The sequence below is a fragment of the Pedobacter rhodius genome (genome assembly GCF_027213645.1).
Lineage (GTDB): Bacteria > Bacteroidota > Bacteroidia > Sphingobacteriales > Sphingobacteriaceae > Pedobacter > Pedobacter rhodius.
In genome coordinates, this window is sequence record NZ_JAPWGL010000006.1 from 74,252 (window position 1) to 99,550 (window position 25,299).

Genomic DNA, 25,299 nt, shown 5'->3' on the forward strand with positions numbered 1-25,299 from the left:
AACAATAAGCATATGCATCAATCTAAAATTGCAGGTATCGGCTATTATGTTCCGAAAAATGTATATACCAATAATGATTTAAGTCGTTTCATGGAAACCAGCGATGAGTGGATTCAGGAGCGCACCGGAATTAAGGAACGTCGTTTTGCGGACAGATATGAGGAAACCACAACCACTATGGGAATTGAGGCTTCTAAAATTGCTTTAGAACGGGCGGGAATTACGGCTAAAGATGTAGATTTTATTGTCTTCGCCACTTTAAGTCCTGATTATTATTTTCCGGGTTGCGGGGTTTTACTACAACGTGAAATGGGCATGGGCGAAGTTGGTGCGCTTGATATTCGGAACCAATGTTCAGGATTTGTTTATGCGTTGTCGGTAGCTGATCAGTTTGTGAAAACAGGCATGTATAAAAATGTGTTGGTTGTTGGAAGCGAAAAACATTCGTTCGCAATGGATTTTGAAACCAGGAGCAGAAATGTATCTGTAATTTTTGGTGATGGTGCCGGAGCGGTTGTGCTACAGCCGACCGATGAACCCGGTAAGGGTATATTGAGTACGCATTTACATAGTGACGGCGCTGATGCTGAAATCCTGGCCATGTATTATCCCGGTTCTCATGCAAATAAATGGATGAAGGATAAGCCCGCTTTTCCTGATCAGGAATTAGGTGGCTTATTTATGACGCCCGAAATATTAGAAAGTGGTGCTGCATTGCCTTACATGGATGGACCATCGGTTTTTAAAAAGGCAGTAGTTAAATTTCCGGAGGTAATTAAAGAAGCACTTGCGGCAAATAATTTAACGGAGAAAGATATCGATATGCTGGTGCCGCATCAGGCAAACTTAAGGATAAGCCAATACGTTCAGCAGCTGCTTGGTTTAAAAGACGATCAGGTTTTCAATAACATTCAGAAATATGGAAATACAACGGCTGCATCAGTACCTATTGCATTATGTGAAGCGTGGGAAGCAGGAAAAATTAAAGACGGCGATTTAGTTTGCCTGGCTGCCTTTGGCTCAGGTTTCACATGGGCAAGCGCGCTGATACGTTGGTAATTTCCGGTTTCGTAACTAAATTTTGACATTTTGTGTAAAATAACTGGAATTCAGGTATATAATACTTATTTTTATATCGTCCCTACAGTTATTTTATGGCAATAGACGTTTACTCAGGAAATTTCGGAGCAAAAGAACTAAATCATTTACTAAAACGTACGCTATTTGGCGCTAAAAGAAGTGATATTAATTCGCTCGTGGGCCAATCTGTATCGCAGGTGGTTGATTTGCTTTTAAAAGATCTTCCACTACCTAACCCTCCGGTGAACAATTATAATGATACCGGGTATACGGATGCAAATGTACCTGCAGGTCAAACCTGGGTAAATGCCATTTATACGGATGGCACAGCCAACAGCCGCCGGGTTGCATCATTTAAAGCATGGTGGGTTACTCAAATGCTGAATCAACCCGTTTCTTTAAGAGAAAAGATGACGCTCTTTTGGCAAAATCATTTTTCTATTGAAGCTGATACGGTTGATGATGCCCGTTACATTTACAAACACAATAACCTGCTTCGCAGCCTTGCTTTTGGTAATTTTAAAACTTTAGTTAAACAAGTAACTGTTGATCCGGCAATGCTACGCTACCTAAACGGGTATGCGAGCACTAAGTCTGCTCCTGATGAAAATTATGGCAGGGAGCTACAGGAACTTTTTACGATAGGTAAAGGGCCTGATTCTAAATATACCGAAGCCGACGTAAAAGCCGCCGCCCGCTTACTCACGGGTTATACCCTTGATAGTGTAAATATTACATCTGTTTTCAATACTTCAAGGCATGATACAACTGATAAGCAATTCTCATCATTTTATGGAAATAAATTAATCAAAGGCCGAACAGGTACAGATGGTTCAAAAGAAGTAGATGACTTACTCGATATGATTTTTGCGCAGGTTGAACTGAGTAAATACATTTGCAGAAGACTATACCGGTTTTTTGTTTATTACGAGATTACGCCTGATGTGGAGGCAAACATGATTACGCCGCTGGCCGAAATTTTCAGAAATGCCAATTACGAAATAAAGCCTGTATTAAAGAGCTTATTTACCAGTAATCACTTCTTTCTGCCGCAGAACCGTTCCTGTAACATAAAAGCACCTGTCGATTTTGTTATTGGTTTGGCAAGGGAGTTCGAAATTGTTTTTCCTGATGCCGCTGATTATGTAAACGTTTATTACATGAGCGATTATTTGAGAAGTACGGCCTCAAACTTACAGCAAAACCTGGCCGACCCGCCAAATGTTTCGGGCTGGCCCGCGTATTACCAGGTTCCGCAGTTTTACGAACTTTGGATTAACTCTGATACTTTACCGAAACGTAATATTTTCACGGATAGATTTATCAGTACAGGTTATACCAGAAACAGTAAGAAAATAGTTATCGACCCGATTGCTTATACCGCAAAATTCAGCAAGCCTGAAGATCCGAATGTTGTTGTTGATGAAGCAATTGCACATTTATATACCATTGATGTCAGTGCCGATGTAAAGAAATTTTTGAAGAGCATCCTGTTGAGTAACCAGGTTAATGATGCTTACTGGACGACCGCCTGGCTCGATTACAAAACTGCTCCAACCACTGCAAAAACAACCATTGTACAAACACGTTTACAGGAGTTTTATAAATACATTATGAACCTTGAAGAATATCAGCTATCATGAAAAGGCGTGAATTTTTAAGCAAGGCAATGCCTGCAGGCGTTGTGATTCCTTCGCTGATTGGAGGTTTCTCGTTAAAGGCTTTTGGCGCATCAAGTTTGCTTTCCGCAATAACTGCTGCAAATCAGGAAACCGATCACGTTCTGGTTATTATTCAGCTAAATGGGGGAAATGATGGTTTAAACATGATTTTGCCGTTGGATCAATACGATAACCTGACACTTGCACGTCCAAATATTATTCTTCCTCAAAATAAGATAATTAAATTAAGCGGTTACAATACGGGGATTCATCCGGCAATGGCCGGATTAGCAGGTTTATATGACGATGGTAAAGTTCAGGTGATTCAATCGGTGGGTTATCCACAGCCAAATTTCAGTCATTTCCGGGCCACCGATATATGGCTTTCCGCTTCAGATTCTGACAAAGTTATCGACAGTGGCTGGGCAGGAAGATATTTATCAGAAGAATATACCAACTTCCCGATAGGCTATCCGAATACAGTAATGCCGGATCCTCTGGCCATTCAAATCGGTTCATTTATATCGCCTGCTTTTCAGGGGCCATCTGTAAATATGGGTATGGCAATTTCTGATCCGGTAAATTTTTACAACCTCATTAATGGTATTCAGTCGCCGGCACCAAATACAAATGCCGGGAAAGAATTAACCTATGTGAGGCAGGTTGCACAACAAACCCAGCAATACGCTTCAGTTATAAAAACGGCTGCCGGTAAGGTAACCAAACAGGGCACTTATCCAACCAATAATTCACTGGCCGACCAGTTAAAAGTAGTAGCCCGGTTAGTTGGCGGCGGTTTGAAGACAAGGCTCTACATGGTGAACATTGGCTCGTTTGATACACATGCAGCACAGGTGAATACCGGTGCAAACGAAACAGGTACACATGCTGTGTTATTGCAAAAAGTAAGCGATGCCATTAAGGCTTTTATGGATGACTTAAAAGGTTTGGGCGCTGCCAAAAGGGTTGCCGGAATGACTTTTTCCGAATTCGGCCGACGTATAAAATCTAATGCCAGTAATGGAACAGATCATGGTGCCGCTGCGCCGCTCATTGTCTTTGGCGATGCCATTCAAGGTGGTGTTTTGGGTAAAAATCCAACCATTTCTGCAGCTACTTCAGTAAATGATAATATTCCGATGCAATACGATTTCAGGTCGGTTTACGCTACGTTGCTTGAGAAATGGTTTTGTGTGGATAAAGCAACTTTATCAAATGTAATGCTGAAGGATTTTCAATCTTTACCCCTAATCCAGGCAAGTACAAATTGTATGTCGACCAGTTTAACTCAAGCCAACCGTTTAAGCGGCGAAAGTTTAATCTCAAATTATCCAAATCCGTTTACATCTTCCACAACCATAAAGTATACGTCAAAAGGCGGACATGTTTTAATTCAGGTTTTCAATACGATGGGTAAATTAATGACTACAGTTGTTGATGCGGTAAAGGATGAAGGCACATACAACATAAATTTTGAAAACCAAAATTATGGGCCTGGTGTATATTACGCCCGTCTTCAAAACGGCGAATTGCAACAGGTGCGTAATATGCTCATTGTTGCCTAATCTAAAATCGGTATCTTTGCTTAAACGAATGCTCTGAAACATCAGAGAATCAATTCAATTTTTTAAGATGAAATTTAAGCTGGGTGATTTTGTGCGTTTTGTTGATGAAAAACGTGAGGGATATGTAACCAAAGTTATCGACTCGCAAACTTTGGGTGTAACCGATGAAGATGGTTTTGAAATTCCTGTAGCTGTAAGTAATTTAACATCGGTTCACGGACATGGCGTAGTTGCAGAGGAACCAGATCTTCCAAAACCAATTCAGGTTAATGCACCCGGAATTAGTAAAATAGAAAACGGCATTTATGTTGCTGTCGCCACGGATGATAAAGCTGGAAATGTGGTGCATTTTTATTTGCATAACCAATCGGCAAATGTGCTTTTGGTTAGTTTAACTACTGAACGAAAAGAAAAATATACAGGTTCTTTTTATGGGATTTTAGAAACTCACCAATCGAAACTGGTTTATGCTGCATCGCTTGCCGATTTAGATATATGGCCGGAATTTATTTTTCAGATTGTATTGTTCAGCAAAGCCGATGTAAAACCAGCCGAACCTTTGGTAATCAAAAAGAAATTCAGAGCAAAAGATTTCTCTATTGAACAAAGGGAACTGCCTCAATTAAAAAACAAGGGCTGGCTAATCCGTTTAGACGAATTGCCTTCTGTAAACATCGACCCTCAAAAATTAAAGGAAAGCTTTTTTAAATCGCCTGCAGAAAAGAAAACAGTTGCTGCACCGGCTAAGGAAATCGATTTGCATATTGAAAAACTTCGCGATGACCATCATTTTCTGGAAGCCGATGAGATACTGCAAATTCAGTTGTCGCACTTCCAAAATGCCTTAGATGCCGCTATTGTTCATCATTTCGATAAAATGGTTTTTATACATGGCTCGGGCAACGGAACTCTGAGGGATAAAATTCATAAGTTGATTAGTAAAAACCCGCATATAAAAACGTACATGGATGCTAGGAAAGAAAAGTTCGGCTATGGCGCAACAGAGGTAGTTTTTAAGTAAGGATATCTTGAACTCGTCATTTCAACCGTAGTGGAGAAATCCTTGGAATTAGTTATAAAACAAGATTCAAAGATCTCTCCATTTCGCTGCGCTCCATCCGATAGCTATCGGATCGAGGTTATAAAATTGTAATACTTCAGAAGTTCGAATTAAATAGCTCCAATACCAAAAAAATCGCGTTATCACTCAGCGCTTCAAGTTCAACACTTTCCGTTTTCCAGAGTGCTAAACCATCACGGGCATGTATTAACCGGCCTTCAATTTCGAAAGCACCATCTATTATAAATGCATAAAAACTGTTCTCCGGCGATTTCATTTTGTAAACAACTTCTTCTCTTCCGGCAAAAATGCCTGCACTTAATTTAAAAGGTAGTTTTGGGTTTGAAATGATTTCGATGAGTTGATTTTGTTTCTGCTCAAAATCAAAATTAAACAGCATTTCACTGTGCCTTAATAAAAACATATCGGTTTTTATGCCGATTTGAATGTAATTGATAAGGTCATTTTGGTAAGGGTTACTGATTTCCAGTACCTCCCCTTTACCCATATTTAAAACCTGAATTTGTCCGGCTTCTAAAGCATATTCCTTTCCATTACAAACAATATCGATTCCACCCGTAATCGGTATAAATATTTGTAGCGAATCTTCTTTCGAAAGGAAGAAAGTTAATTTTCCGCCAGCAATCGAGTCATCGTTTAAAAGAAATAAATTACCAAAAGGCACTCTGTGCTCGCTGTAATATTTCTCAAAATTAAAGGTACTGTATCGTCTTAATATCGATGACTCGACCAGGCCACGCTGGTCTGCCAGGTATATTTTCCCCTGCGATTCCATTATCCGATGGTTTTAATTGAATGAATACTTACAAACGGCTGAAGTTGAAACAGGTTTGTAAAAACTTCATCTTCCGTAGTTTCCTTAAATTGAGCGATTAGAAGATGTTCTCCAATGGTATCCTGCCAAATCAATGGCCTTGAAAAAAAGTTTAATGCAATTTTATGTTTTTCAATGTTATTGATATCTGAGTTCACCAGTTCAAATTTAAAATTATCGAAAGTTAAAAATCGCCTGCCTAAATTATCTAACACATCAGGAATTACACTCTTAAGCTGTTGTAAATAATCAATTATCGACCCTCCAACAAGAAAATGTAGTTTTTCAGCACCCGGAACATTCAGGAGCAGTTCTGCAAAGGTGCTGTATTTCTGCTCCTGGTTATAAAATTGCGATTGCATTCTAAATTCTGCAAAACTATCTTCATGCACAAATTTGTCCCATGGATTTGTTTTCGTGCTATCGATTATTTTTCGGTAGCAAAGTGTGATTATTTTTTGAGGCATGGTATAAAATTAAAAAAGACGTTAAGAAATCCTAACGTCTGGAAAAAATATATAATTATATAGGATCTATGCTTTTACATTTACTTTGAAGGTAAGGTCAAAACCGGTGGTTAATGTTCCTGTTACTGTGGCTATTTCAACGCCGGTTTTATCATCACTAAAAATACCGTCAGCATTATTATAAGTATAACCTGTCATGCCTTTTGCATACCCGTTAACTAAAGCCAAAGCAGTTCCCGCACCTTCAGGAAAAGCGATTTGAGTTACATTTAGCGAAGTTCCCGCAGCACTAAATACATGTACATGGATATGTGTAGCCCGTCCGCTGTACCAGCCTGGAAAAATTGTCGTAAATGTGACCAGGCCATTGGCATCGGTGGTTTGCCGACCGCGTAAAAAATGTACCGACTGGTAATTTGTACTTTGCATATTTGTGCCGCCATATTCAGAATAATTTCCTTCTGCGTCGCAATGCCAGATGTCAACTATTGCACCGGCTAAAGCTGCACAGTTATTATTTATATTGCCAATCGTAATTTTTGCAGTCATTTTATAGCCCGTTCTGCCATCGGTTATATCGCTTCTTACATACGAAGCAGGAACTTTGGTTGGGAATGGTCCTTCCGTTTCAGTTGGCGCAACCGTGCATGTTCCATTTGTACTTGCTGTTGTTCCTGCACTTCCCGAGCCCGATGTGTTGCCATCAATAATACTGCTTTTTTTACATGCTTCGATGATTACAGGTGTAGAGATTGCGCCAATCATTAAACTCCTGATAAAATTTTTTCTTTCCATGGTCAGAATGTTTTGCTTTGTTGTGATGAAGGTAAAAAAGGCAGCTAATGGTGGATATGATGTGACGATATACAATAGATTTGTATCGTTAAATTATGAAATCTGGATATGGTTTTAACTGATTTGTATTTAGTTAAGTATATCCTTAAACTTATACGCCGGTATAATTAAGGCAAAAACAGAAATCAGAAAATTGAGGTATGCTTTTTGCAATGATGTAATTTCTTTTTATAAAAGATTAAAACTAGCTTTGCCGCTATTAATGAAACACCTCGTTACCATATCTCTAGTATTTTTTAGCTTAACGCATTTGGCAAAAGCCGAACGGGTTGAAGGGCTCAGGATATTAAATGAATATTGTAGTGAGCATAAGATTAGCGTTAACGACACAGGTAAAAGTTCTGTACAACTTAACGAAGACCGTAATCCATATTTGTTATCCTATACAAGTCTGGCTTTAATCGGAACGCAAACCCCATTAAAGGTTGAGAAATATGTAAGCTCAAATCAGGTAATTACTGATTTAACCATAAGGAAAAAACCTAAGAATAACAGCCCCTAATTTTCCTTTCTTTATAATCATTACGAGATTTTATACACCATTTATACCAACAACTGCCAAACTGACTTAAGCCAGACAATGGCTTGGTTGTTGCAACACACCAATTTTTTTATAACAAACACGATTTAAAATATAATGTTAGGATTTTTAGCGAAGATTTTCGGAAGTAAATCAGAAAGAGATATAAAGAGCATCCAGCCACTGGTTGTTAAAATAAATGAAGAATACGCAAAGTTATCTTCAATAAGCAATGATGAATTGCGTGCAAAAACGAAAGAATTTAAGGATAGAATAGCTACTTTTTTAGCTGATATCGATGGAAAGATTTCGGCATTAAAAGCTGATGCTGAAGGCGAGGATTTAGATCTTCATCAAAAAACAGCTCTTTACGATCAGGTTGATGCTTTAGGTAAGGAACGCGATACCGAATTAGAAAAAGTGCTTTTGGAGATTCTTCCTGAAGCCTTTGCTGTAGTTAAAGAAACTTCCCGCCGTTTAAGTGAAAACGATTATCTGGAAGTTACCGCCACTCAATTTGACAGAGATTACGCCGCAAGAAAAAGCAATGTAAAAATTGTTGGCGATAAAGCACAATGGGCAAACCGCTGGGATGCTGCCGGTACCGAAGTCGTTTGGAACATGGTTCACTACGATGTTCAGTTAATCGGTGGTATTGTTTTACACAGTGGTAAAATTGCAGAGATGGCTACGGGTGAGGGTAAAACCCTGGTAAGTACGCTCCCTGCCTATTTAAATTCACTTGCCGGTCAGGGTGTTCATATTGTAACGGTAAACGATTACCTTGCTCGTCGGGATAGTGAGTGGAACGGTCCTTTATTTGAGTTCCACGGAATTAGTGTTGACTGTATCGATAAGCATGAGCCAAACTCTGAGGAGAGAAGAAAAGCTTACGCTGCGGATATCACTTATGGTACCAATAACGAATTTGGGTTTGATTATTTGCGTGACAATATGTCGCAAACGCCGGATCAATTGGTTCAACGTAAATTGCATTTCGCAATGGTTGATGAGGTCGATTCAGTTTTAATTGATGATGCCCGTACACCTTTGATTATCTCTGGTCCGATTCCCCGTGGTGATGAACACGAATTTTATGAGTTAAAACCACGTATCGAACGTTTAGTTAACGCTCAAAAAGCTTATGTTTCTCAGGCTTTAAATGAAGCGAAAAAATTAATCAATGCCGGTAACACCGGAACTGAAGAAGGTGAAGGCGGTTTGGCATTGTTACGTGCTTACCGTGGTTTACCAAAAAATAAAGCTTTAATTAAATTCTTAAGTGAAAGCGGTGTTCGTGGTTTATTGTTAAAAACGGAAAACCACTACATGGCCGATCAATCTAAGAATATGCCTAAGGTAGATTCTGAATTGTATTTCTATATCGATGAGAAAAATAACCAGGTAGAATTAACTGAAAAAGGTATTGAATTGATTACGCAATCAGGTGAAGACCCTAACTTTTTCATCTTACCTGATGTGGGTACCGAAGTTGCCGAATTGGAGAAATCTGATTTGCCTTTAGATGAAAAAGTAGTAACAAAAGATGCTTTAATGCGTGATTATTCTGTAAAAGCAGAACGTATTCACTCTGTAAATCAATTGTTAAAAGCTTATACCTTGTTCGAAATTGATGTGGAATACATCATCGATGAAGGTAAAATTAAAATTGTTGATGAGCAAACCGGTCGTATTATGGATGGCCGTCGTTACTCAGATGGTTTACATCAGGCAATTGAAGCGAAAGAAAATGTAAAAGTTGAAGATGCAACACAAACCTATGCAACGGTAACCCTGCAAAATTATTTCCGTATGTACCACAAACTTTGCGGTATGACGGGTACAGCAACTACGGAAGCAGGCGAGTTTTGGTCTATCTATAAATTAGATGTTGTTGAAATTCCGACAAACAGAAATATTTCACGTCAGGATCAGCAGGATTATGTTTACCGTACCGTTCGTGAAAAATACAATGCCGTTGCGGATGAAATTGTTAAGTTAACCGAAGCGGGAAGACCGGTTTTGGTGGGTACAACATCTGTTGAGATTTCAGAGCTATTAAGCCGTATGCTTAAACTTCGTGGAATTAAACACAATGTATTGAACGCCAAAATGCACCAGAAAGAGGCAGATATTGTGGCTGAAGCTGGTCAGGCAGGGCAGGTAACCATTGCAACCAATATGGCTGGTCGTGGTACCGATATTAAGTTAGGTGCAGGCGTTAAAGATGCGGGTGGTTTAGCCATTGTGGGTACCGAACGTCACGAATCCCGTCGTGTCGACAGGCAGTTACGCGGTCGTGCCGGTCGTCAGGGTGATCCGGGTTCATCTCAGTTCTTCGTTTCCTTAGAGGATAACTTAATGCGTTTATTTGGTTCTGAAAGAATCTCAAGCATTATGGTTCGTATGGGCATTGAAGATGGCGAGGTAATTCAGCACTCTATGATTACCAAATCTATCGAACGTGCACAGAAAAAAGTAGAAGAAAACAACTTTGGTATCCGTAAACGTTTATTGGAATACGATGATGTGATGAACTCACAACGTACCGTAATTTACGCTAAACGTAAAAACGCGCTATTCGGCGAACGTTTGGATGTTGATATGAACAATATGGTTTTCGATGTTGCTGAAGATATTGTTAGCGAATACAAGCAGGAAGCAAATTATGATGGCTTCAAATTAGAAGTAATTAAAAACTTCTCTTTAGATACTGCAATTACAGAAAAAGAGTTTTCTTCGACCAATGCAGCAGCTTTAACGGAAAGATTATTTGAAGAAGCAGAAGCATTTTATGCCCGTAAATCGGAAGCGATAATTCAGCAGTCGTTACCGGTATTAACTCAGGTTTACGAAGAACGCGGTCAGCATATTGAACAAATCGTTGTTCCTTTTACCGACGGTATTCGCGGCATTCAGGTAGCTGTTGATTTGAAAAAGGCAATCGATAACAAAGGAAAAGAAGTTGTTCGCTCATTCGAAAAAACAATTGTTCTTGCTTTAATTGATGACAGCTGGAAAGAGCATTTACGTGAAATGGACGATTTGAAACAATCGGTTCAAAATGCAGTTTATGAGCAAAAAGATCCATTGGTAATTTATAAAATGGAGGCTTTTAACTTATTTAAAAACATGCTTACCGCGGTTAATAAAGAGGTTGTGAGTTTCTTGTATAAAGGTGGAATACCGGTTCAGCAAGAGCCTGAAGATGTTAAAGAAGCACCGGCTCCAAAAAAACAACCTAAGTTACAAACCACTAAACAAGAGTTCGGTCGAGAAGAGCCTGGAATTGAATTTGGAGATACCCGCGAGGCTGTTCCCCAGCAACCGATTCGTAAAGAAGCAACAGTTGGCCGTAACGAGCCTTGTCCATGTGGAAGCGGTAAAAAATACAAAAACTGCCACGGAGCGAATTTGTAATTTGCACAACCCATAAAGAATGCCGAATTTTGCAAGAAGTTCGGCATTCTTGTTTTTAGTCTAATCTCGTTTAATAACCATGAAAATAGTTTACATTTTTGCCTTCTTCCTGATTTTAGTGAAATCTTCGTTTGCACAAAGAGGCGAGGTAACAGTTGTAAAAGATCCTTTAATTGATAGCTTAATCGCCAAACGGATGGAGGTTTACAGAACCGGCGGCGACGTTACGTTAAAAACAAATAAACCTGTTGTATCAGATTATGGTTACCGGGTACAGGTTTTTTATGGTTCAGACCGGCGCGAAATGTTTAACCAGCAAGCCCGCTTTAAAAGCAGCTATCCAAAAATAAACACCTATATCGTTTATAAGGAGCCAAATTATTATTTACGCGTTGGGGATTTTCGCACAAGACTGGAAGCACAACGGTTAATGAGCGAACTCAGAGCAAATTTCCCGACACTATTTATTTTCAGGGAAAAAATTAATGCCCCAACTTTAGAGACAACCACTGATGATCAAAAATAAAATTAAAGACCTGGCCGAAAACATTTTTAATGATGTTGTAGGTTATCGTCGTCATATACACGCAAACCCCGAACTATCATTTAAAGAATTTGAAACCTCACTTTACATCAAAGATAAGCTTACAAAATGGGGAATTGAATTTACCAGCTGTGCAAATACCGGCGTTGTTGGTTTAATTAAAGGTAATTTACCTTCAGAAAATGTCATTGCCTTGAGGGCCGATATGGATGCTTTGCCAATACATGAAGCAAATGATAAGCCATATACGTCTAAAAATCATGGTGTTATGCATGCCTGCGGACATGATGTACATACTTCTTCACTTTTAGGAACGGCATTTATCTTAAATCAGTTGAAAGACGATTTCGGCGGCACAATAAAACTGATTTTTCAGCCCGCTGAAGAACTATTACCGGGTGGAGCAAGCATCATGATTAAAGAAGGGGTACTCGAAAACCCGAAACCTCAGGCAATCGTTGGTCAGCATGTAATGCCTTTGATTGATGCCGGTAAAGTTGGCTTTCGTTCAGGAATTTATATGGCATCAACCGATGAATTATACGTTACGGTAACGGGTAAAGGTGGCCATGGTGCGCAACCGCATCAGAATATCGATCCGGTATTAATTGCTTCACACATCATTATCGCGCTTCAACAAATCGTTAGCCGTAATGCCGACCCACGTTTACCATCTGTTTTATCTTTCGGTAAAGTGATTGCCAATGGCGCAACCAATATTATTCCGAATGAAGTAAAAATTGAAGGTACTTTCAGAACGCTGGATGAAGACTGGAGAAATGAGGCACACAGGCGTATGAAGAAAATGGCTGAAGGCATTGCCGAAAGCATGGGTGGAAGTTGCGATTTTGATATTCACAGAGGTTATCCATTTCTGATTAACGAAGAGAAATTAACGGCTAATGCCAGAAGCTTCGCTGAAGATTTTTTAGGCCGGGAAAATGTGGTTGATTTAGACATCTGGATGGCTGCAGAGGACTTTTCTTTCTACTCGCAAGTAACAGATGCCTGTTTTTATCGTTTAGGTACGGGGAATGTTGCAAAAGATACAACTTACTCTGTACACACGCCAAAATTCGATATAGATGAGGATGCACTCAAATTATCAACAGGTTTGATGGCCTATATTGCAGTTAAACAACTGGGAAATTAATTAAGATGTAAAATGTAATAATGTACGATGGACAAAAAACCCTGGGTTTATAGATTGGCTTACAAATCCATTTTACATTTCACCTCTTCCATCTTACATGTCACATCATCCCCCCCCACAAAGGGGCATCATTTTTGAACACCACGCACTACATGAAAAAAGTACTTCTTTTAATAACGCTATCATTATTTTTCTTCAGGGGATACGGCCAGGTTATTGATCGTTTCAATCCCGATACGGTGAAAACCATTACGTTAGATTCAACCGTAAATATTAAGGCAGAGAAACTGAATATCGAAACCTTTATAAGGGCTGTTATAAATGACACGAGTTTCTATCAATCTTTCCGTGATATGAAGCGTTATAGTTTTATCGCAGAAAACCGTATTTATAGTTACGATAAAAACAATAAGGTTGACGGTAAGATTTATCGTAAAATAAAACACAACAATCACGGACCTTATAAAATGGAATATTTGGTTAAAGAGGATGAGGGGAAAATGTATAAAAAGAATGGTAAATATCAATTATATACCGTAGAAATGTTCGATTACATTTTTATGAATGCTTACAATACAGATTTTGTGCCGAATGCGCCAGCAGGGGATGGTAAAGGTGGTTCTAATGAGGGTTATAAAAATAAACTGAAAACCTTAATTTTTAACCCTGGTCGTCCGGTTAAAGTTCCTTTTATCGGAAGTAAAACAGAAATATTTTCAGCAAATATGCGCCAGTATTATGATTATGCTTTTACCAGCGGAACCTATCTCGATTCAATTCCGGTTTACCGTTTCAAGGTTTCTGTGAAGCCAGATTTAAGCAGCTGGACGAAAGACGGCCTTATGATAAAAGATTTGGTTACCATTTTCGATAAACGAAACTTCAATATTTTAGGACGTTATGTTGATATGAAGTATAGTAATATGCTTTTCGATTTTGATGTTCAGATGAATATTGAAATGGGCTATTTTGGCGATGATAAATTACCTACAAAAATAACTTACCAGGGTAATTGGGATTATCCTTTTAAAAAAGAAGAGCGGGCAAGTTTCTTAATACTTCATAAAGATTACAAACTGGAAAAGGGTAAGTAGCGGGTATAATTAACAGAAATCTATTATTCGTTGTTAATTATTTGTTTCACTTTATTTTCAAGTTGTTTTTGGTCAGGTAAATAGAGTTGATATTTTGATACAAATATTTTGTTAGAAATGCCACCTGTCGCATATTTAACTAGAAATTCATGTTTGTCTTTTGCTATTATTATTCCGATTGGTTCGGTGTCTCCGTCGGTATTTTCTTCTTCTTTGAAATAGTTAAGATATAGATTCATTTGACCAATGTCTTGATGTTTTACCTTTTGTGTCTTTAGGTCAATTAGGATAAAGCATTTCAAAATTCTATGGTAAAAAACTAAGTCAATATAAAAATGTTGATTATCAACTGTTATTTTATATTGTCTTGCAACAAATGAAAAGCCTTTTCCCAATTCAAGTAAAAATTTCTGTAAATTGTCAATCAATTTGCGTTCTAAGTTTCGCTCCTTAACGATAATTTGTTCTGGTAATCCAAGAAATTCAAAAATATAAGGGTCTTTTATAATGTCTTTTGGCTTAGTCACGATTTGACCATTTTCAGCTAAAGCTAAAACTTCTCTTTTGTCTTTGCTTAACGCCAACCTTTCAAATAAAGAAGAATCAATTTGGCGTTTCATTTCCCGAAAACTCCAATTTTCAGATGCAGTTTGTTTTTCATAAAAGGCTCTTGCCAAATCATCGGAGACTGTTAAAAGTTCTGCATAATGGCTCCAACTCAATTTTCCGGACACTGTCTGGAAAATTGGATATTTAAGATAAAATTGCCTGCAAAGATAAATGTTACTTTTTCCAAAACCTTTACCATAAGTGGTTTTCAGGTCTTTCGATAGGTTTGTCAAAAGCGAACTTCCATATTCTGCTTTTTCTTTTCCATTTTGTTCAAACTCAACAATATGTTTTCCAATTTCCCAATTCGCGATTACCAATTCGCGATTTACTGCTTTGATAGCATTTTCTCTAGTTCGCTGAAGTGTCGAGCCGATATCGTCGATTAGTTTTTTGTATATCTTGTCAATATTGGTCATTTCCTCAAAATTCCGTTTTGCTAATTTACAAAAGATGTTGTCCAATTTATTAAAAGTGTCTAAAAAGGGTTTCTGCTTTCGGATAAAAAGATTTATTATCTTTAACCTTTAAAATAACCGATAAAAATGCAGCCTTACTTTTCATCAAAATTTAAAATATTACTTTTTTTAATATCTTTCTCTACAGCCGCTTTACAAGCTCAGGTTTTAACCTCAAAGCAAATTGATAGCGTTGTGGAAAAAACTTTAAGCACATTCAATGTTCCGGGAATTGCCGTTTCGGTTATAAAGGATGGTAAAATAGTTCACCTTAAAGGTTACGGTGTTCGTTCCATAAAAACCAATAAAAAAGTCGATGAGAACACGCTTTTCGGTGTGGCATCGAATACCAAAGCATTTACCGCTGCCGCTTTAGGCATGCTGGTAGATGAGAAGAAAATTACCTGGGATACAAAAGTAACCGATGTTATCCAGGAATTTAAAATGTACGACGCCTACGTAACTTCAGAATTTACCATTCGTGATTTATTAACCCACCGTAGTGGTTTAGGTTTAGGCGCCGGCGATTTAATGATTTGGCCGGATTCATCAACAGTTGATAAAAAACAGCTTATCCATAATCTTCGTTATTTAAAACCTGTTTCTTCTTTCCGTACAAAATACGATTACGATAACCTGATGTATATTGTTGCAGGTGATGTAGTCGCAAGAGTTTCTGGAGAAAAATATGAAGATTTTATCGAAACCAGGTTTTTCAAACCGCTCGGAATGACTAAAACCGCTGCATCATGGTATCGCTTAAAAGATAAATCAAATGTGATAGATGGTCATGCACCATATGAGGGTAAGTTGCTTCCAGTGGGTTTAAGTTTTGGTGAAGTGGCCATTGCAGCCGGCGGAATTTATTCGAGTGTTACCGATATGAGTAAATGGGTAACGGCCATGATAAATGGCGGTAAGTATGGCGAAAATTTAAGCAATAAATTATTTAGTCCGGCGGTTCACAGAGAATTATGGACCCCGCAAACCATTATTGCCGGTGGAAACCCTGCCAGTTTTAACAGTTACGGTTTAGGATGGTTTTTGAGTAATGTTAACGGCAATTTTCAGGCTACCCATACCGGCGGTTTATCGGGTATCGTTACGCAGGTTACCATTTTACCCGATTTGAAACTCGGTATCATCGTATTAACTAATCAGCAATCCGGTGCTGCTTTTAATGCCATTACCAACTCGATTAAAGATGGTTATTTAGGTGTTAAAGGTCAGGACAGAATTAAAGCCTATAACGATAACAGGCTAAGAAACGAAAAACAGGCGGACGAAATGGTTAAGAAAGTTTGGGCCGACATAGAGGCGCAACAAAAAAGCAGTACAGTAAAACCTGATGCGAAAAACTATTTCGGTACCTTTAATGATGCCTGGTTTGGAGAAGTTACCATTAGTGACATAAATGGAAAAATGCATTTTCAAGCTAAAAATGCACCGAAGTTGCGGGGTGATATGACCTTCTATAAAGGCAATACCTTTATTGTAAAATGGTACGATAGAAGTTTAGATGCCGATGCTTTTGTAAACTTCACACTGGATAATAATGCAAGTGCAAACGGCTTTAAAATGGAGTCAATATCACCCTTAACCGATTTTAGCTTCGACTTTCAGGATTTAGATTTCAAGAAAACCAATATAAAATAATGACGATGAGAACCACTTTAAAAATAACCTTAATCTTTTCAGTTTGTATCCTATTTTTAACCTCAATGACATTTAAACCGAAACGGATTATCTTTTTTGGCGATTCGATTACACAACAAGGTGTATCGGCAAACGGCTATGTTACGTTAATAAAGAAGGCATTAGATTCAACCAAATACACAGTTCTGGGTGCCGGAATCGGTGGAAATAAAGTCTACGATTTGTATTTGCGTTTAGAAGATGATGTTTTAAATAAGAAACCCGATTTAGTGGTGATTTATGTTGGCATTAATGATGTTTGGCATAAACAATCATCGCATACCGGAACGGATTACGATAAATATTTGAAGTTTTATCAGGCCTTAATTAATAAGATTCAAGGCATTGGCAGTAAAGTGGTTTTGGTTACCCCTTCCGTAGTTGGCGAGAAAAAAGACGGTACAAATGAACTGGATGTTGACTTAAATAAATATGCTGAAGGCATCAGGCAACTGGCTGCTAAAAATAATTTGCCGGTTTGTGACTTGAGAAAAATATTTGCTGACTATGAAGCAAAAAATAATCCCGAGGATAAAGAAAAAGGAATTTTAACTGTAGACAGGGTTCACTTAAACGAAACCGGCAATAAACTGGTTGCTGATCAGTTATTGCCATTGGTGAAATAAAGCTAAAAGTTATAGGTTATAAGTTTGTATGCTTCTAACTTACATTACGCAACCCAATCCTGATACTTGATACTAACTACTTGATACCAGCTACTCGATACTAAATACTTAATACTATTTTGATAAACCGCGAAACGATAGATAAGATAATGGATGCCGCCCGAATTGAGGAGGTAGTAGGGGATTTTGTGCACTTAAAAAAACGCGGAACAAGTTTAATCGGTAATTGTCCTTTTCACGGCGAAAAAACACCATCATTTCATGTGTCGGTTACCAAAGGTATTTACAAGTGCTTCGGTTGCGGGAAAGGTGGGGATTCGGTTCGCTTTATAATGGACCATGAAAAGTACAATTATCCTGAAGCATTAAAATTCTTAGCCAACAAATACAATATTGAGGTTGAAGAAACAGAGCTGACACCTCAGGATACCGAAGCGCAGAATGCGAAGGAAAGTTTATATATCGTTTCCCAATTTGCTGCTTCATTCTTCGTAAAACAACTTTGGGAAACCGATGAAGGCCGTGGAATCGGGCTTAGCTATTTTAAAGAGCGTGGATTCAGGGAAGATATTTTAAAAAAATTTGAGGTTGGCTATTCACCAGATGTTTGGGATGCAATGACCCAAAGTGCTGTAAATAGTGGCCACAAGCTGGAATTTTTGGAGCAAACCGGTTTATCGATTAAAAATGACAATGGTAAAATTTATGATCGCTTTCGCGGTCGTGTCATGTTTCCGATTCATAATTTCACAGGCAGGGTAATTGGTTTTGGCGGTCGGACTTTAAAAACCGACAAAAACGTACCGAAATATGTAAATTCTCCGGAAAGTGAAATTTACCATAAATCGAATGTGCTTTATGGCTTGTTTCATGCTAAAAAAGCGATTCGTGACCTGGATAATTGCTATCTGGCAGAAGGCTATGCCGATGTTTTATCCGTTCATCAGGCAGGCATAGAAAATGTTGTTGCCTCTTCCGGTACTTCTTTAACCGTTGAGCAGATTAAACTTATCGGGCGTTTTACACAAAATGTAACCATTCTTTTTGATGGCGATGCGGCAGGTATAAAAGCATCCCTACGTGGTTTGGATATGATTCTGGAAGAAGGTTTAAATGTTAAAATTGTTTCTTTCCCGGATGGACATGACCCGGACTCTTACATGCATCACGTTGGTGCAGGGGCCTTTAAAACTTATATAGAAGATAATCGTAAAGATTTCATCCTTTACAAAGCTAACGTCTTATTAAAAGAAGCCGGCAATGACCCAATTAAACGTGCCGGGATTATTCGTGATATTGTAGAAAGCATTGCTAAAATCCCCGATCCGATTAAGGCTTCGGTTTTCATTCGCGAAAGCAGTAGTCTATTAGAAATTGAAGAGCGTATTCTGCTTACCGAGCTGAATAAAATGCGTTCGGCGAAGAGTAAGAAATCTTTCGAAAGTAATCAGAGAGCAAATAATACAAGTCATAGTCCATATTCTTCAGGCCCACCAGAGCCACTTGGTCCGCCGGATGATTTATGGGATGATAATGCGGGCTCTCCCGGACAAACGCAGACAGCCGAAAATGATGAACATCAGGAGAAGGAAATTGTCAGGTTACTATTGGCTTACGGACATGAATTCGTGAACTGGGATAATATAGATGATATGGTTATCGGCTCTTTTGTTATGCAAAATTTAGCAGATGTTGAGTTTGAAAACCCTATCTGCAAAAAGATAATTGATTACTACAAATCGGAGATTGATAATGGAAGACTGCCGACCGCAAGTCACTTCGTAAAACATGAAGACAGAGCTATTGCAGATTTAGCAATTACGCTTTCTACATCTGAATATGCTTTAAGTGAGAACTGGCTTAATAAACATCAGATTTATGTAAAGGATGAAACGATGAATTTAAAAGCAACGATTCTTGGAGGTATATTTCATCTGAAGAAACGTAAAGTCGACAGAATTTTATCTAATCTACTGAAAGAGATAAAAGATGAAAAGGATAACGATAATCAAATGATTTTGATGCAGCGTTATGGTGTGATAAAAGGAGTGGAAAGAGAAATATCAAAATTTTTAGGTTCTGTTATTGTTAAATAAGATTGGGATTTACAGGATGATTGGATTTCAGTATTATGTTTTTTATATTCATTAACTTATCAATTCAATAATCGGGATTCGATTCTTCAAAATGGCAAGCCATAACGACTTAGGTAAAAAAGGTGAACTGATAGCAAAAACCTATCTCGAAGAAAAGGAATACGAAATTCTTGATGAAAACTGGGTTCATGGAAAGGCCGAAATTGATTTAATTGCCTACAAAAACAATATAATGGTTTTTGTAGAAGTTAAAAGCAGAACTTCAGTTGCTTTTGGCCGGCCGGAAGAATTTGTGCAAAAAGCAAAGCAGAAACAAATGGAGCTCGCTTCGCTCGAATATATTGAACTAATGAACCATCAGCATGATATCCGTTTTGATATTATTGCAATAACATTTAAAAAAGATAATACTTACATTTTAAACCATATTGAAGATGCTTTTTGGCCAGAAGATTAACCATTTTGAATTTTTATTTCTTATCGTTACCATTATAATTTTTGCAAGTTCCTGCAAAGATGAACCTGCTGCGGGTTATAATAATTTTATCGCACCTTCCGCAGGTACAAGTATAGCCTCAGGAAATGAAATTAATGTAAAAATTGATTTTGCAAAAGGGAAAAAAATTGATTCGGTAGTTTATTTACTGGATTCGACCAGGATTGCATCGGCAAGCGATACGCTGGGCATAAAAATTAAAACTGACAGACTTAAGCTTGGAAATCATCTGATTACAGCTAAAATTTATGAAGGCGAAAAATCGGATGACATAACTTCGAACATTATTGTTCTGGCTGCAAAGGCGCCTGATTTGTATACTTATAAAGTGATAACGAAGTTTCCGCATGATACCTCTGCATATGTAGAAGGTTTAGAATATCATGACGGGTTTTTTTATGAAGGTACAGGTGAAAAGGGTAAATCCGATCTGCGCAAAGTAAATGTTCAAACCGGAAAGGTGCTTCAAAGAGCGAGATTGGACACTGCCTTATTTGGTGAAGGCATTACACTAATTGGAAATAAAATTCTGCAGTTAACCTGGATGGATAAAAAGGCTTTTGTTTATGATAAAGATACTTTTAAACAACTTGCCGAGTTTCCATATTCAGTTGGTAGAGAAGGTTGGGGCTTAACTTTCGACGGGCAGAAAATTTACACATCCGACGGCTCAAACACAATTTATCTGATGAATAAAGATACTTACCAGAAAATCGGCTCAATTGAGGTTTTTGATGATAAAGGCTCCAGAGATAATATAAATGAATTGGAATATATCGATGGTAAAATTTATGCGAATGTTTATTTAACAAATGATATCATAATTATTAACCCTGAAAATGGCACAATAGAAGGCAAAATAGATTTAACCGGCTTATTCCCGTCTGACTATTTCAAAGCAGGAACGGAGCGGGATAATAACGTTTTAAACGGAATAGCCTATGATAAAGCCGGAAAACGACTTTTTGTTACCGGCAAAAAATGGCCTTATATTTTTGAAATTAAGATTGTAAAAAAGTAAAACGCTGGAATAAAATAAAACCACAGATTTGCAGATTTAAATTTTATAAGTAATCTGCGAATCTGTGGCTAACATTTTAACTTTCAAAGTTTAAAATCCTGCCTTATCCTTAAATCCTGGTTTAATCCTGCTTATTTCTTTGACTCTTCCAATACACCATTAAAAGTAATGGATTGCTTATTATTACTGTTCATCATCAATGAAGCATAACCATTTTGCGAAATACTTAAATAAATCTGATAGTTATCGTTCTTTAAATCTTTGGTCCGAATATTTATAATGTACAGTCCCTTTTTATTCTTCGATTCCGTATAAGTAAAATCTTTTGAGGTAAATTTTATACCGCCATCAGTTGGGTTATAAGGTGCAGAATATGCTCTGCCATAATACGGTAAGTACGCTACAATACTATCAGCTGTAACCTTTAAATCGTATTGTGACCCTGAAAGATTTATGGTGCCTCCGCCTTGAACACCTTGCATACTTCTTAAAACCTGGCTAATATCCTGGTTAGACATCGGAAGTGCAGTATTTGCCATGAAAACATAGTTTTTATCAGCAACTATTTTTTTTGTAGTTTCTTTATTTGTTTGTGCAAATGTTTGAGCAATTGTTACAAAGAACAAAATACTTAATAATTTTAAATGCTTCATTTTGTGTGTTTTTGAATGTATAACAATTTAAAGATGTTGATGTTTAGGTAATTCCATAAATCAAAAATCGATATTTTCAAAATCCTGAATAAATATAGCCTATTAATAAGTATTAAAAAAAAGCGGCACCAAATACGGATACCGCTTAAAACCTAAATTGAAACATTGACTATACGTTTACAGACAGTGTATTGCCAGAAATCGTAGGCGTATAAACTTTTAATGCAGATGTAGTTCCGCCATCATTAGGTTGTGCTAAGATGGCTCCTGCAGAAGTATATCGCGATGCATGTAAACCACACTGTATGTAATTATTTGCCTGTATCCAGCTCAATGCACCACCTTGATGTGGACAAACGGCTTGTGTAACTGCAAATGAACCCACGGCATTACCTGCAGCTATACGAATAAATAAAATTCCGTTAACCGTTAATGATGCGCCAACTGTTAATAGTTGTGTAGATAAATCTACATTTGCTGTTGTTCCCGGAGCCGGCCCATTTCCGCCGGGATTGTTTGGTTGAGGATCACTGCCTTTGCTTCCGCAGCCTGATAAACATGAACCGGTGCAAACTAGTGCAATCCCTAATCCTAATGACTTTATAAAATCGTTACGTTCCATAATTTATTTTTTTAATCTGTTTTAAGATGGTTGAATTTGACTTACTTTATTTTCTTTCTATCAAAGGAAAATCTTCGGGCGATACTAAATCCCCATCGGTATTGACCTTTTAACCAGGAAGTATTCGTATCTGTAATAAATTGTGATTCTTGTATAGCTGTTGCATTGGTGAAGTTAAGGTGGAAAATATGTCCTCCGGTATCAAATTCCAGTCCCGCACCAAGTGTATTATAAAATTGATTTCCGGAAGTATTTTCCAGGTACGCTTTTTTAGCAGTATTTCTAAATGGAATGGTATAATCGGCAACAAAAGCCATGCGTTTGGTAATTTTTATTCGACCTCCAACGGATACTGCAAACAGGTCATTCTCATCGCCAAAAACAGTAAAATTGCGGTGTATATAGGATGGCATTACCAGCATGGAAAGGTTTGTATTAAATTTCCGGGCAATTACAGCCTGTGCTACATATACCAAACGATCCTGAAATTCACTGTAAGCAGTTGCAGCTGTCGGGTCGGTTGAGGCTTTTACAGCTGCAATGGTTGTACTCCCAAATAATGTAAGGGCCAAAGGTATTTTATCATCAGTAGTCTGTTCCAGCAGGCGGTATTTTAAGTTTCCTTCATACAATTGTGTAACGATTCCTGCCCCTTTTGCTCTTGCTATCCCTACCGAAAGCCTATCGCTGATTCCGTAATCAAACCCTATGCGTATATCAGTTGATTGATCCAAACCAAAAAAGTTTTTAATCCCGCCGGCATTTCCGGCGATATCTCCAAACCGGTGGTCGACCCTGAAATCCATTTCATTTTTATAAATGGTTTCATTGGTTTGTATATTAATCAGTTTGGTTGCTTTAAAAGTGGCCTTCACAATCTTTTTTTCGGTTGGCATATTTAATGCATTTTCGAGCGAATCCTGGGCAAAAGCTATTGAAGGCAAACAAATTACAAATAAATATAAAAGAGATTTTAGATGGTGTTTCATAAGATTTTTATTTTTTAAGTTGATAAACTGCAGTTATTTTTACTTGCACGGTTTCTGCAATTTGTTTGAAAACAATAGTTGGAATTTTGATATCATGATCGGAAAGTTTTACATTGAATGTTGAGGTGGCTTTTGCCTCACCATTTGTAATAACCAGCAATCCTTTTGCCTGATATTCTTTTGAAACCCCGTGAATCTGCAGGTTACCTTTTACGGTGATGGGGTAGCTGCCGGGTTTTGAAAAATCTAGCTGTTCTGCAATTTTCCCCTTAAAATCTGAAGTCGGGTATTTGTCACTTTCCATGTAATTTTCATTAAAGTGTTCCTGCATTAACTTTTTCTTAAATTGAAAAGAAGTATTGCTAATCTTGAAAATGATATTATTAGTTTTAGTATCTATCGCCGAAGCACCCGATTTACTCTGGGCATCAATGTCTTCCACTGGTGTTGAAGAAAAAAATGAGGAAGTTACACTTTTACTAACCCATATCTGTGCCTGTATACCTGTACATAAAAACAAGGCTGTTAATGTGAAAAATAATTTTTGCATCTGTATGTTATTATATGAAGTCCTGAAAAGACCTTAGTTTATTATTTTTATTCCGGCGTATTTCTATCAAACCAGGCTTGTAGTAATATGCGTTCATTGGCGGTTAAGGTGCTGCCTTTAGGCATCGTTTTAGTAACCAATATGCTATTGGCAACACGTGCATCATTTTTTATGGAGGCCAAACCATTAAATAACCAGACGATTTGTATCGATCCGTTAGGCCCATGGCAATTGGCACATTTGTTTTGAAATAGTGCACCGGCAAAATTAGAATAGGTTACGTTTGCCGTAGTTACCGTTGTCGGACCTTCAGGTTTTATTTCCGCTGCTTGTTTCTTGGAACAGGCAAAAATTAATGCAATAACTGTGGCTGATAAAAAAAATAAACTTGGTTTTTTCATAAAGTAGTTGTTTGGGACTGAAGCTGAATAAAAGTTGATTTATCTATAATAGTTTTGTCGCGATTGGCCGTTGAAGTTTTATGCGAATTATTTTTTGCTTTAACAGATATGCATAGCAAGATTAGAAATGCAGCAAGCAGAATCGCAATAACTTGTTTTTTTGCAGTCATGTCCGTATAGCTTTAAAATGTATGTTTTATTTCTCAAGTCTATGTTGATGTGTTACCTTACCAATTCATACAAATAGAAAGACAATGGAAATCTTAACTAATTACGTAAGCTTTTTAAGAATGGTTGCCTTGAGAAAAAAAAATATAAAAAAAACCGCTGCATAAATTAATATGAAGCGGTTATAAAAATGGTCTGAATAGATTATAGAAATATTTATTCCTAAAAATATTTATTTTCTAAACGTCCTATAAAATAAATTTACCAAATACAGTAATTACCAATTTGTTGAAGCACACAGGTTGCACCAAATTTCACGAACATTTGGATCAGGCTCATTGGCTGCTTGAGCGCAGCACTTTAGATATTCAACCTGTTCATAAGTTAGCGTTGGAAAATTTCCCCCGGTTATTTTTTTCATTTCTTCTTTGTTAAGAGGTGTTAAATTTTTCATCTTTAAATTTTTTATTATGTTTAATTTTCTTAGCAAGTTAAAGATAGATTATTATGACCAATCATATTTTAAGCATAGAAGTATGTGCTTTCTGCATAAATTTATGCTTATTCCTTAATAGATAATTGATTATCTTCAAATATGAATGGTGTCAAATTAACAAAATCGGAGTCAAAGAAAGTATGCAGTTATGAAAATATCCGTAAA

Annotated in this window: 24 protein-coding genes; 14 read left to right on the forward strand and 10 right to left on the reverse strand. The window is 37.5% G+C overall.

The features are described 5' to 3' along the window. The first annotated feature begins 12 nt into the window (after positions 1–12). The 4 genes from O0931_RS18585 (at position 13) to O0931_RS18600 (ending at position 5,327) form a co-directional block, all read left to right on the forward strand. Positions 13–1,059 carry a 3-oxoacyl-ACP synthase III family protein gene (locus O0931_RS18585; protein ID WP_269416989.1) on the forward strand — a complete coding sequence of 349 codons (1,047 nt, stop codon included), beginning with the start codon at positions 13–15 and terminating at the stop codon, positions 1,057–1,059. Positions 1,060–1,154: 95 nt separating this feature from the next. Beyond that, the gene (locus O0931_RS18590) at positions 1,155–2,723 is read left to right on the forward strand and encodes a DUF1800 domain-containing protein (RefSeq protein WP_269416990.1); all 1,569 of its coding nucleotides are present in this window, start codon (positions 1,155–1,157) and stop codon (positions 2,721–2,723) included. Further along, the gene (locus tag O0931_RS18595) at positions 2,720–4,306 is read left to right on the forward strand and encodes a DUF1501 domain-containing protein (protein WP_269416991.1); all 1,587 of its coding nucleotides are present in this window, start codon (positions 2,720–2,722) and stop codon (positions 4,304–4,306) included. Before O0931_RS18590 ends, O0931_RS18595 begins: the two co-directional genes overlap by 4 nt. A 67-nt stretch (positions 4,307–4,373) precedes the next feature. After that, positions 4,374–5,327 carry a Smr/MutS family protein gene (locus O0931_RS18600; protein WP_269416992.1) on the forward strand — a complete coding sequence of 318 codons (954 nt, stop codon included), beginning with the start codon at positions 4,374–4,376 and terminating at the stop codon, positions 5,325–5,327. Positions 5,328–5,463: 136 nt separating this feature from the next. Here the strand turns inward: O0931_RS18600 and O0931_RS18605 are convergent, their stop codons facing one another. The 3 genes from O0931_RS18605 to O0931_RS18615 all read right to left on the reverse strand — a co-directional run bounded on the left by O0931_RS18605 (position 5,464) and on the right by O0931_RS18615 (position 7,463). Next, complete coding sequence (locus O0931_RS18605) at positions 5,464–6,162, reverse strand: pirin family protein (RefSeq protein ID WP_269416993.1); 699 nt, start codon at positions 6,160–6,162, stop codon at positions 5,464–5,466. After that, on the reverse strand, positions 6,162–6,668 hold the full coding sequence (locus O0931_RS18610; protein ID WP_269416994.1) for a hypothetical protein: 507 nt from the start codon (positions 6,666–6,668) through the stop codon (positions 6,162–6,164). The genes O0931_RS18605 and O0931_RS18610 overlap by 1 nt, the downstream gene beginning before the upstream one ends. Positions 6,669–6,734: 66 nt before the next feature. Next, the gene (locus O0931_RS18615) at positions 6,735–7,463 is read right to left on the reverse strand and encodes a dioxygenase family protein (protein ID WP_269416995.1); all 729 of its coding nucleotides are present in this window, start codon (positions 7,461–7,463) and stop codon (positions 6,735–6,737) included. A 262-nt stretch (positions 7,464–7,725) separates the two neighbouring features. Here O0931_RS18615 and O0931_RS18620 point away from each other — a divergent pair, with 262 nt between their 5' ends. The 5 genes from O0931_RS18620 (at position 7,726) to O0931_RS18640 (ending at position 14,254) form a co-directional block, all read left to right on the forward strand. Then, positions 7,726–8,025, forward strand: a complete 300-nt coding sequence (locus tag O0931_RS18620; protein ID WP_269416996.1) for a hypothetical protein — start codon at positions 7,726–7,728, stop codon at positions 8,023–8,025. Positions 8,026–8,160: 135 nt separating this feature from the next. Continuing rightward, positions 8,161–11,463, forward strand: a complete 3,303-nt coding sequence (gene secA / locus O0931_RS18625; protein WP_269416997.1) for a preprotein translocase subunit SecA — start codon at positions 8,161–8,163, stop codon at positions 11,461–11,463. A gap of 79 nt (positions 11,464–11,542) precedes the next feature. Continuing rightward, on the forward strand, positions 11,543–11,989 hold the full coding sequence (locus O0931_RS18630; protein ID WP_269416998.1) for an SPOR domain-containing protein: 447 nt from the start codon (positions 11,543–11,545) through the stop codon (positions 11,987–11,989). Further along, a complete protein-coding gene (locus O0931_RS18635; RefSeq protein ID WP_269416999.1) occupies positions 11,976–13,160 on the forward strand; it encodes a M20 metallopeptidase family protein in 1,185 nt (394 codons plus the stop codon). The genes O0931_RS18630 and O0931_RS18635 overlap by 14 nt, the downstream gene beginning before the upstream one ends. Before the next feature lie 152 nt (positions 13,161–13,312). Continuing rightward, positions 13,313–14,254 (forward strand): hypothetical protein, encoded by a 942-nt coding sequence (locus tag O0931_RS18640; RefSeq protein WP_269417000.1) that lies wholly within the window; start codon positions 13,313–13,315, stop codon positions 14,252–14,254. Between the two features lie 23 nt (positions 14,255–14,277). Here O0931_RS18640 and O0931_RS18645 read toward each other — a convergent pair whose 3' ends face one another. Further along, positions 14,278–15,282 (reverse strand): PDDEXK nuclease domain-containing protein, encoded by a 1,005-nt coding sequence (locus O0931_RS18645; RefSeq protein ID WP_269417001.1) that lies wholly within the window; start codon positions 15,280–15,282, stop codon positions 14,278–14,280. Positions 15,283–15,408: 126 nt separating this feature from the next. Between O0931_RS18645 and O0931_RS18650 the strand changes: the two genes are divergently transcribed. The 5 genes from O0931_RS18650 to O0931_RS18670 all read left to right on the forward strand — a co-directional run bounded on the left by O0931_RS18650 (position 15,409) and on the right by O0931_RS18670 (position 21,255). Then, a complete protein-coding gene (locus O0931_RS18650; RefSeq protein ID WP_269417002.1) occupies positions 15,409–16,977 on the forward strand; it encodes a serine hydrolase in 1,569 nt (522 codons plus the stop codon). A gap of 65 nt (positions 16,978–17,042) precedes the next feature. Beyond that, positions 17,043–17,642, forward strand: a complete 600-nt coding sequence (locus O0931_RS18655) for an SGNH/GDSL hydrolase family protein (protein ID WP_269417003.1) — start codon at positions 17,043–17,045, stop codon at positions 17,640–17,642. Positions 17,643–17,761: 119 nt separating this feature from the next. Then, a complete protein-coding gene (gene dnaG, locus O0931_RS18660) occupies positions 17,762–19,738 on the forward strand; it encodes a DNA primase (protein ID WP_269417004.1) in 1,977 nt (658 codons plus the stop codon). 91 nt (positions 19,739–19,829) lie between these two features. After that, the gene (locus tag O0931_RS18665; RefSeq protein ID WP_269417005.1) at positions 19,830–20,195 is read left to right on the forward strand and encodes a YraN family protein; all 366 of its coding nucleotides are present in this window, start codon (positions 19,830–19,832) and stop codon (positions 20,193–20,195) included. After that, positions 20,173–21,255: a glutaminyl-peptide cyclotransferase gene (locus tag O0931_RS18670; RefSeq protein WP_269417006.1), complete on the forward strand. Its 1,083-nt coding sequence runs from the start codon at positions 20,173–20,175 to the stop codon at positions 21,253–21,255. The genes O0931_RS18665 and O0931_RS18670 overlap by 23 nt, the downstream gene beginning before the upstream one ends. Before the next feature lie 131 nt (positions 21,256–21,386). On the opposite strand, the gene O0931_RS18675 is transcribed toward O0931_RS18670, so the two are convergent. From O0931_RS18675 to O0931_RS18700, 6 genes are all read right to left on the reverse strand, one after another. Then, on the reverse strand, positions 21,387–21,908 hold the full coding sequence (locus O0931_RS18675; protein WP_269417007.1) for a DUF4251 domain-containing protein: 522 nt from the start codon (positions 21,906–21,908) through the stop codon (positions 21,387–21,389). Between the two features lie 169 nt (positions 21,909–22,077). Beyond that, positions 22,078–22,530 carry a QcrA and Rieske domain-containing protein gene (locus O0931_RS18680; RefSeq protein WP_269417008.1) on the reverse strand — a complete coding sequence of 151 codons (453 nt, stop codon included), beginning with the start codon at positions 22,528–22,530 and terminating at the stop codon, positions 22,078–22,080. Between the two features lie 41 nt (positions 22,531–22,571). Continuing rightward, positions 22,572–23,519, reverse strand: a complete 948-nt coding sequence (locus O0931_RS18685) for a DUF5777 family beta-barrel protein (protein ID WP_269417009.1) — start codon at positions 23,517–23,519, stop codon at positions 22,572–22,574. A gap of 7 nt (positions 23,520–23,526) precedes the next feature. Further along, positions 23,527–24,069, reverse strand: a complete 543-nt coding sequence (locus O0931_RS18690; protein WP_269417010.1) for a YceI family protein — start codon at positions 24,067–24,069, stop codon at positions 23,527–23,529. A 47-nt stretch (positions 24,070–24,116) separates the two neighbouring features. Further along, positions 24,117–24,470 carry a hypothetical protein gene (locus O0931_RS18695; RefSeq protein WP_269417011.1) on the reverse strand — a complete coding sequence of 118 codons (354 nt, stop codon included), beginning with the start codon at positions 24,468–24,470 and terminating at the stop codon, positions 24,117–24,119. 445 nt (positions 24,471–24,915) lie between these two features. Next, positions 24,916–25,092 (reverse strand): hypothetical protein, encoded by a 177-nt coding sequence (locus O0931_RS18700; RefSeq protein WP_269417012.1) that lies wholly within the window; start codon positions 25,090–25,092, stop codon positions 24,916–24,918. Positions 25,093–25,299: the final 207 nt, after the last annotated feature.